General features: G+C 60.3%; 6 protein-coding genes. All 6 read right to left on the bottom strand.

All coding sequences use genetic code 11. The features are described from left to right. Positions 1-791, bottom strand: a 791-nt coding sequence (locus RIN49_RS28605) for a carbohydrate ABC transporter permease (protein WP_309123497.1), incomplete at its 3' end; no start/stop codon positions are given. Between the two features lie 2 nt (positions 792-793). After that, on the bottom strand, positions 794-1,756 hold the full coding sequence (locus RIN49_RS28600; protein WP_309123496.1) for a carbohydrate ABC transporter permease: 963 nt from the start codon (positions 1,754-1,756) through the stop codon (positions 794-796). Continuing rightward, positions 1,749-4,601 carry an extracellular solute-binding protein gene (locus tag RIN49_RS28595; protein ID WP_309123495.1) on the bottom strand — a complete coding sequence of 951 codons (2,853 nt, stop codon included), beginning with the start codon at positions 4,599-4,601 and terminating at the stop codon, positions 1,749-1,751. Before RIN49_RS28595 ends, RIN49_RS28600 begins: the two co-directional genes overlap by 8 nt. A 100-nt stretch (positions 4,602-4,701) precedes the next feature. Beyond that, the gene (locus RIN49_RS28590; protein ID WP_309123494.1) at positions 4,702-6,228 is read right to left on the bottom strand and encodes an ABC transporter substrate-binding protein; all 1,527 of its coding nucleotides are present in this window, start codon (positions 6,226-6,228) and stop codon (positions 4,702-4,704) included. A 240-nt stretch (positions 6,229-6,468) separates the two neighbouring features. Beyond that, complete coding sequence (locus RIN49_RS28585) at positions 6,469-7,536, bottom strand: glycoside hydrolase family 76 protein (RefSeq protein ID WP_309123493.1); 1,068 nt, start codon at positions 7,534-7,536, stop codon at positions 6,469-6,471. A gap of 18 nt (positions 7,537-7,554) precedes the next feature. Continuing rightward, the gene (locus RIN49_RS28580) at positions 7,555-8,847 is read right to left on the bottom strand and encodes a glycoside hydrolase family 125 protein (RefSeq protein WP_375295301.1); all 1,293 of its coding nucleotides are present in this window, start codon (positions 8,845-8,847) and stop codon (positions 7,555-7,557) included. Between the last annotated feature and the right edge of the window lie 261 nt (positions 8,848-9,108).

Raw genomic sequence — 9,108 nt, 5'->3', positions numbered from 1 at the left:
ATCATGACCGCGGCGGCCGATCCCGTGCCCGTCCGGGCGATGCCGCCGGCGAGAATTTGCGACAGCGCGTAGTTCAGCGTCTTCAGCTCTTCGCTCTGGATGAATTGATTCGCGCCGATGCCCCACAACCCTTGCATCGAGAAAATGATCAGCGTCAGCCACGCGGGCTTCACCATCGGCATCGCGATAAACCAGAAGATGCTCCATTCGCTCGCGCCGTCCATCCGGGCCGATTCGAGCACGGCGTCCGGGATCATCTGGTCCATGAATTGCTTCATTAGATACAATCCCAGAGAGGAAGCGAACGCCGGGACGATCAGCGCGCTGTACGAGTCGATCCAACCGAGCGAAGCAATAATGATGAAGTTCGGAATTTGCGTGACGGTGCCGCTGAACATAAGCGACAGCACGACGATGGAAAATAGAAAGCCTTTGCCGGGAAACGTGTGCTTGGATAACACGTACGCGCATAACGACGCGAGCACGACGTGGCCGGCGGTGCCGACGACGGTAATGAACGCCGTGTTGAACACGTATCGGCTGAACGGCACCCACGAATCGCTCATGACGACGAACAGGTCGCGGAAGTTTTCGAGCGTCGGATGGTTCACCAGAAACCGCGGCGGGAAATACCATAATTCCTCCAGCGGCTTGATCGAGTTGGAGACGGCGTACACCATCGGCAGCACCATGAACAGCCCGAACGCCGTCAGAAATAAGTAGATGCCGAAATCGGCGAAATACGATCTTCGAACGCCGTGTTTGCTGCGGGACAGTCTGATTTGGATCATCTTTATTCACCGACCTTCGACAGCAGCTTCTGTACGAGCTTGTTGGAACCGATCATGATCAGGAACAGCACCGTGGCGATCGCGGAGGCGTACCCCATCTCGAACCGGACGGAGCCGTAATCCTCCAGATGGTTCACGATCGTGTGCGCCGCGTAATCGACGCTCGGCATGCCGCACAGCGCGGTCACGATCGCGCCCGAGCTGAACGCGCCGGTAATGCTCATGACCGCGCCGAACATGAGCTGCGGCTTCATGGAAGGCAGCGTCACGTACCACAGCTCCTGCCACCGGTTCCGAATTCCGTCCATCGCCGCGGCCTCGTACAAGCTGCGGTCGATTCCCTGCAGGCCGGCGATGAACGACAGGAAGCTCGTGCCGACGCTGGTCCACAGGGCGACGAGGACGACGAGTCCCAGCATGTATTCGGGATTTTCGAACCACAGAATCGGCGTCGAGATGAAATTGTACCGGAGCAGCAGCGCGTTGGCGTACCCGTACGCGTCTTTGTTGAACAGCACGCCCCAGACTAGATAGATGTTGCCGGAAATCGACGGGGCGTAGAAAATCAAAGTCAGGAACGTTCGCCACGCCCTCGGCAGCTCGTTGATGAGCCACGCGAACACGAGGCACATCGCGTACCCGATCGGGCCGACCATGACCGCCATCAGGAACGTGTTGCCGATCGCCTTCACGAAGATGTCGTCGCCGAGAAACAGCCGGATATAATTGTCCATGCCGACGAACGCCGGCGCCTCCAGCAGGTTGAACGACGTGAAGCCGAGCACCAGCGACATGAGCACGGGCAAGGCGGTAAACGTGAAAAAGAGCAGCATATACGGCGCGGCGAACAAGTAGGATACCTTATTTTTCTTCGCCGTCTTCCAGCCTTGCGCAAGCTTCCGGCCGAAGGAGCCCCGCGCTCCGCGGACGGCGGCCGGTCCGCCCATCGCGACGTCCCTATTCATCCTCGTCGCCCTCCAGACGGAATTCCTTCCGCTTCCGCGCGATCTCCTCGTCGGTTTCCCTCACGTAATCGAGCAGCGCCTCCGGATCCCCGTCGTTGTAAGCCGCGGCGGCCGCGAAGCCGATGCTGCGGGTGACGTAGTATCCTCCCGGCACTTCGGGCGTGCCGACGGCGTATGACCATTGCTCCATCAGGATGTCCGCCTCCCTCTCCGTCCACGGCATGCTCGCCAGCGCCTCCAGGTTCGCCGTCGCTTGCTTGGCCGACTTGCCGAGCACCGCTTCCATCTCCCGGCCGAACCGCGACTGGGTGTCGGCGCGCGTCCACCATTCCATAAAGCGCCATGCCGCTTCCTTGTCTTCGGCGCCCTTCAGCATCATGACGGCGGTGCCCGTCGACGGGGTCGCCCGATCGATCGTACCGTCCGTTCGAACCGTGCCCGGCAGCGGCGCGAACTCCCACAGCCCCCGGATTTCCGGGGCGAAGGCGATCAGCTGGTTGTACGTCGTGTAATCGGCGATGCCGAGCGGCATCTCCCCGGTCCGGAACCGGTTCGCGAAGTCGTAATCCCGCGGGAACCGGTACGTCGTGAACAGTTCCGTCTGCTTCTGGAACGCTTCGACCGTGGCGTCCGCGTCGAGCGTGGATCGCGTGCGGCCCGCGTCGTACAGCTCCGCGCCGGTCTGATACAAGAAAATCTGAAGGCCCGTAATATCTTGGGGAAAGCCGATCTGCAGGTTTTGCTTCTGAATTTCCGGAATGATCCGGTAAAATTCGTCCCACGTCTCCGGCACTTCCAGCCCCAGCTCCAGCAATATATCTTTCCGATAAAACAGCATCGGGAACGACTGCGTCTCGGGCAGCGCATACACCTGGCCTTCGAACGTGTAAGGCACCATGGCGCTGGAGTGAAACCGGGAGGCGACCTCCTCGAAGTTCGGCATGTCGTGGATCGGCTGCACCGCGTTCCGCAGCGCGTATTGCACCGGATCCGCCACGGGGTTGCCCATCGCGACGTCGGGTCCGGTGCCCGCGAGCACCGAAGGGAGCAGCGTCTGTTCCGGAATCAGCTTGAGCTTCACATGAATTCCGGTTTCGGGGGTGAACGCGTCGTTCAGCATCTCCCGGACGATCTGCGCTTGGTCGCGGCCGGACGTCAGCCATACCTCTACCTCCCGCCCGTCGTCGCCGCCCTCCTGCACGGCCAGCGTATTGTAGTCGACGACGAACGACAGGAAGAAGGACTGGACTTCGAACATGAGGCTTGCGAAAAAGCTCGGCTCCGCCTTCGGCAGCGGCGCCGACGTCGGAACGACGCTGACGTAATCGAGCGTGAGCGGCTGCTCGCCGACCTTCAAAATCCAGGTGCCGAGCGCGCCGATATTTTCCTTGAACGGTCCGAACGTCTTGGCGATTCGATCCTCGGGGTCCTCGACCATCTGCTCGAGCTGGAAGGCGATCTTGTCGAGCAGCACCGTCTGCTCGCCCTTCTGTCCTGTGAACGCTTCCATCTCGGCGGAGATGCGCCGCAATTCCTCCGCGTTTTCGGCCATCGACGCGATCGCGTCGGGAATGAGCTTCTTGAAGTCATAGTCCCGGTACAGATCCGGCTCGGATCCGGTGATCATGAGAATTTGCCGGTACGCGGCATTCAGCTCGAACAGACTGTCGTCGACCCGCTGCAGCACGTCGGCCAAGTCGCCCAACGTCACCTGGAGCGTCAGCTCGTGTTCGCCCGCTTCGAGATAGAACGCGTATTCCCTCTCGCCGTCGCCCAGCGCCTGCGCTTGCCAGCGATTCCCGTAATTGAATCGCACCGCTTCGGCTTCCTGGAACGGCACCTTGCCGTCGATGAGCACTTTCCGGTTGACGTACATGCCGGCCAGCAGCTGCTGCTTGAACCTCGCGACGATCTTGTATAGACCGTCTTCTTCGACCTTGAACCGATACGTCACCCATTGGCCCGGCAGCTTCCACTTATCGCCGCCGATGCTGTTCAGCCGCAGCTTCGCGGGATCTTGGGGCTCCGTCAGCGGCGACGATCGGTCGGCGATCGGATACAGCGTATTGTCCGACTTCTCGTAAGGCAGCTCAGCTTGGATGTTCACCGGCGCGGCGTCCGCCTCCCGGTAGCCTTGCGCTTCGTAGAACGCCGCCGCCTCCGCGTACGGCTTCGGCTTCTCTGCGGCGTACAGCCGAATGGACCGGATCACCGCCGGCTCTCTAACCGACTCTAATCCGATGGTGTGCCGCCCCTCCTCGAGATACACCTGAAGCGGGTCGTTATAGTAACCGAGCGAGTCGTGCAAGAGCGTCGTTCTCCACCGCGGCGCTTCGGCTTGCCGCGGCCGGATGTCGTTCCCGTTCTCGTCTTGCGAGATAGCGCCCGCGTCTTTCCAAATTCGCGACAGCCGGATCGACTTCGCCTCGTCGTACGGGACGGCCCCGTCGACGTAGAGCATGCGTTCGATATCGTTGCCTTTGCCTTCCACGGGGTAGTACAGCACTTCGACGTTGTACATGCCGCTTGCGGGAACGTCGACTTCCCATTCGATAATCCCGGTTTCGCTCGTTCGCACGGACTTGCCTTCCATGCCTTCGAACCGTTCCAAAATGTCCGCGTTCGTCTCCGCCCGAACGAACGTATGCGCCTCGATCGTGAGGTCCGCTCGTCCGGCGCCTTGCTCCGCGTGCCGCTCGAGATAATCTCCGTAGCTTTCAAGCTTCAGCAGCGTCTCTCCGCTCGCCGCCGCTTCGTTCGCCGCAACCGCGTTCGGCCACAGCATGAAGGCCAATCCGAACGCCAACGCGTACCCCAACCGCCTTGCTTTGACGCTTCCTTTCACCCTAACACCCTCCAACCCGCAGGGATTCGCCGGAAGAGGCAAGGGGCGCTCCGTCGGCCGAAAAACGCGTGCCGGACCGCCCCTTGTTCCGTTGCTGCGACTATTCCTTCTTCTCTTCCGGCTTCGGCTCCGGCTCCACGAATTCGCCCTTCAGCCGGAGGACGAGCTCTTCGAGTCCGAGATTGACCGCTTCTTCGATTTCCGCCACTTGGGATGCGGGCTCCAAGTTTTGGTCGTAAAAGCCGACGTTCGGGATGAGCGCAAGACCTTGGTGCACGTTGCCTTGCATCTGCTGCCCGATGAACGCGAGATCGGACACCCCGTAATTTTTCAGCTGCTTAATAATTTCGAGCGATTCGTCGTCCCTCAATTGCGTGAAGGCGATTTCGTCCAACCGGATTTGTTCCTCTTGTTGGGCTTTCCACGCCAGCGCCTCCAGAATGAGCCCCGTCTTATCCAGGTCTTTGTTCGTGACCGGGACGGCCATCGACGGCGCGTCATGGCTTACCCAAGAGAGGTAGTCGTCCGTGTTGTTGCCCATCGGCATCGGCACGAAGCCGAAGTCGTCTTCCATCTCGTAGATCGGGTCGATGACGCCGCGGCCTCTGGAGTACGCGAGGAACAGCGCCTTCCCTTCCACGAACGCCTTCACGTAAGCGTCCATGTCTTCGCCTTCGTTCTTCGGGAAGAACGTGTCGCCGCGCTTCGTCATCTTCTTGATCATGTCGATCGTCTCGAACGCTTTCGGCGTATTGACCGCATACGTCAGCTTGCCGTCGGAAGCGGTTTCGATAATTTTATTGCCGGAGGCAAGGTACAGCGCGACGGCGATGTCCCAATCATGTCCCGTCGCCAGACCGTAGCGGTCGTTGCTGTCCATGACGCCGTCGCCGTTCGCGTCCCGCTTCGCCGCCTGCTCCATCTCCAGCATCTTCTCGAACGTCCATTGTTTGTTCGCCACTAAATCGTACGGGTTCTCGAGGCCCAGCTCTTCGACGATGCTCTTGTTGAACGCGAGCACCCACACTTCGTCGCCTTGATTCGCGAACGGAGCGGCGACGCCGAACGTCCGGTCGTCGTACGTGAGCAGGTTCGACGTGTTGTATTCCTTCCAGTACGCGTTATCGAGCTGCAAGTTCGGAATGGTGTTCATGTCGACGAGCCGCTTGCCGTTAATATGCCGCCCCAACTCCCAAGTCGGCGTCACGATGATGTCCGCGTACTTGTCGCCCGCCAGCACCGCCGCGCTGAATTCCTCCTCGGAATGCTTGCGCAGCTCGATCTTGACGTTATACGTCTCTTCGACCCAGCGAATCCGTTCGAGGATCGCGTTCGCGAGATCGGAGCTGCCCTCCGGCGGGAACCACCGGTTCGCGTTATTGTCGGCGACGACGAACTTATATCCGCCGAGGTCCTGCACCGGAGGAGCGCCGTCGCCTTCCGCGGACGGCTCTTCGGCCGTCTCTTCGGCCGGCTCCGTCGGAGTCTCTTCCGCCGGCTGCGAATCCGCCGGCTCCGGAGCCGGATCGGCTCCCGCGTCTCCCCCTCCGCCCGTGCAACCGCTTGCAATAACGGAAATCAACAATACCGCCGACAACAGCCACGCCCATTGTTTTCCCTTCGCCATAACCTGATATCTCCCCTCGTCACCAAAAATGTACTTAATTTGTAAATAACTCCAACAACTACACTTCATACAGTAGCTCGCACGCGGTGATATGTCAACATATTATTTTTATCTTTTTTTGCAATCATCGTGTCGACCCAGGAAGGCCAGAACCCTATATTACACAAGGACTACGCGTAATATAAAGCAGGGTGAAAGCCTCCCCTCGTCAACCGAACTTGATATGACAAGTCGCTGCGATTACGCCCCTTCGGCTTGCCGAATCCGGCCGGCAGCTTCCAGAACGGACATCGTCTCCAGCAGGATGATCCCGCTGAGTTGCGTGCTTAACTCCACTTCGCCGGACGTTCGCGCGTCCCACCGTTCCCCGAACAACGCCCCTTCGTCGTCGACCGCGTTGCCCCAGAGCGACGCCGCGTTGGCGCCGACGATGTCGGCGACGTCGAGTCCGTCCCCTGCCGTCAAGGCGAGCTCGCCGGCATACCGGACGAGAATGCCCTTGAACAGGCCGCCGTCCCCCTTGCCTTCCGCCGGGAACAAGCGCGTTCGGTGTTCCGCCAGCTCCGCGACGGCCGCCCGCCACGTGCGCGCGGCGTCCTCGAGGTAGGCGCCGTCGCCCGTCAGACGGTACAGCTCGACGGCGGCGCCGATAAAGACGCCTTGGCAGTATGTAAATTTCCAATCCTTGTCGATGTTCCCGTCGCCTAACCGATTGGCGCCGTCCCAGACGAAGCCGGTCCGCGGATCGACGAGGGTGCGCTTCACCCAATCGTAAATGCGCTTCGCCCAGGCCAAGTCGTCCTCGTCGCCGAACGCCGCGTACAGACGCGCTGCCAATATCGCGGCGGGCGCGTTCGCCGGCGTATTTTTATAGTCGAGCTGCGTCTTCTGCCACGCGATGCCGCCCCCCACATGGTCGTCGTTCCACCCCGTCTTAATGTCCTCCCACAGCTCCAGCGCGGCAGCCTTGTAGGACTCTTCGCCCGTCGCTAAGAATGCGCGGAGCCAGCCGATCGCCATCCACTCCATGTCGTCGTACAAGTTGTTCGGCCAAGCGCCTCCGTTCCTCCGCAGCAGTCCCCGGTGCAACGACGCGAGCCGCTCCCGGTAGACGGCGGCCCCCGTTCGGTTCCAGCCGTCCGTCAACGTCTCCACCGCATGCGCCATCCACCAGTAATGGAAGATCGTGTTGCACGCGCCGTCCGGACACGGCGTTCGAATGTTGTACATTTCAATGTCTTCGTTCCAAAACTTCTCGTCTAGCTCGCGCTGGGCGCGCTCGGCTCTCGCTCCCCACATTCCCGTCATCCGTACCCTCCTCCTTCGTTACGTTCGTACGCGAACGCCGCAAATGTCGAGCGCCAGCTCGCAGAACAACATATTGGCCCAAGAAAACCATTCCCGCGTGTACCGGCTCGGGTCGTCCTTGTGGAATCCCTCGTGCATCATGCCCTTCCCCGCGTCGGTGCGGACCATCGCGTCGAGCAGCTCCTTCTTCTCCTCCGCCGTCGCGGCGGTGAGTCCCTGCATCGCGAGGCCGATATGCCAAATGTAATCCGTCGGCGTATGCGGACTTCCGACGCCTGCCGCGGCGGCGCCCCGGTAGAAGTACGGATTTCGATCGCTCAACACGAACTTGCGCGTATTCCGGTAGATCGGATCGTCCGCCGAGCAGTACCCGAGGTACGGAATCGACAGCAAGCTCGGCACGTTGGCGTCGTCCATCAGCGCATGCCGGCCCATGCCGTCGGTCTCGTACGCGAACATCTCCCCGAATTCCGGGTGACGAATAATGCCGTGCGTTCGAATGCCCGCATCGATCTCCGCCGCCAGCGCCGCCGCTTCCGCCTCGAGCGCGGCGTCCCCCAGCACGTCGCGCGCGATTTCCTGCACGTACCGAAGCGCGACGACCGCGAACATGTTCGAAGGGATCAAATAGCCGTACGTGCAAGCGTCGTCGCTCGGCCGAAAGCCGGACCAGGTCATGCCGGTATACGCGGTCGGCGCTCCCTTGCCGTCCCGGGCCAGCGTATCGGTGGCGGGGCAGTTCCGCCGTTGGAACCGGTAGTCCGATTCCGTCTCGTGACGCTGCTCCCTCTTCCACAACGCCAGGATCGTCCGTACGCCGCTTACGAAGGCGCCTTGGAAGTGATCGGTTCGACCGCTGTTTTTCCAAAACAAATAACTGAGCTGGATCGGGTAACAGAGCGAATCGATCTCGTATTTCCTCTCCCACACCCAGGGGCTCATCTCGGTTTCGTCCGATTGGTGTCCTCTGCCGTCGGCGGATTCGTTGAAAGCGTTCGCATAAGGATCCCGCAGCAAGCACTCGAACTGGCGGTCGATCAATCCCTTGATCATGTCCGCCACGTCCCGATCGCCGGAAGCGAGCAACAAATAAGGCCGCACCTGCGCGGCGGAGTCGCGAAGCCACATGGCGGGAATATCTCCCGTGATGACGAACGTCGTCCCGTCCGGCTTTCTTTGAATCGTCGTTTCCAACGTGTTGCGAATGCAGGTTTCGAACATGCACGCCGCCCTCGGCCGGTCCTTCATCGCGTCGGCCACGACCCTGACGAGGGGCTGTACGACGGCCGAAGCGTCTTTCGTTATCTCCATGACCCGAACTCCTCCCTGAATCTTCCATGCACCCTACTACATAACATACTATTTACGATGTGTTAATATGTCAATATGTTAAATTGCGACATCCTCCCGCGCCCTCCCGCACTCGAAACGTGACAACCCCGCTGTTTTATATATTTAGTTGCCGAATCGCGAATAAAGTTTTATAGTTGATATATCAATGCATCGAAGCGAGGCAGGAGAATCTATGGACATCCCTCGGTACGAACGGATCTTCAACCACCTGTATCAGAA

Origin of the sequence: Paenibacillus sp. (genome assembly GCF_031177825.1) — a bacterium.
Taxonomy (GTDB): Bacteria; Bacillota; Bacilli; order Paenibacillales; family YIM-B00363; genus Paenibacillus_AE.
Note: the sequence above shows the minus strand (reverse complement) of the source record. Positions and strands in the feature narration are given on the sequence as shown.